This is a genomic window from Variovorax sp. P2_H12, from assembly GCF_056403395.1.
In genome coordinates, this window is the sequence record NZ_JBFUFO010000203.1 from 1 (window position 1) to 444 (window position 444).

1 protein-coding gene is annotated in these 444 nt (G+C 69.1%); it reads right to left on the reverse strand.

The window, feature by feature from the left end; all coding sequences use genetic code 11:
- Positions 1–11: 11 nt before the first annotated feature.
- Positions 12–335 (reverse strand): hypothetical protein, encoded by a 324-nt coding sequence (locus AC1DYK_RS35810; protein ID WP_328920157.1) that lies wholly within the window; start codon positions 333–335, stop codon positions 12–14.
- Positions 336–444 lie beyond the last annotated feature (109 nt).

Here is a 444-nt window from a genome sequence, read left to right on the forward strand (position 1 = left end):
GGATGGCTCGGTCAAGGGCGGGGCGAGGGCGGGTCGCTGACCGTCACCTTCATCCCGCCCGGCTCGTCCTCCAGCTCCTTGACGGCCTCTTTCGTCGCGTCGCCGATATGGGCGTTGAAGATGTCCTCGACGAAGCCGGCCAGGACCTTGTTGTCGATGCCCTTGCACTCCGGCGGGACGGTGCCGTCGGCGGTGTTCTCCACGAACCGCTTCTCCATGACGGCCCTGCAAGCCTTCGGATCGGCCTTGGCGGGCTCGTCGCCGCAGCCGGTGAGGACGAGGAGCAGGGCGGCGGCGCCGGTGGCGGCTGCGACAGTGCGGGTACGGCTGCGCATGGTCCCCCCCAGGACTCTGCATGATCAGAGCGTCATTCTCCGCCAGGATCAGGCCCTTCGTCACCGGCCGACGGGTCACAGCTCCAGGTCGACGACCACCGGCGCGTGG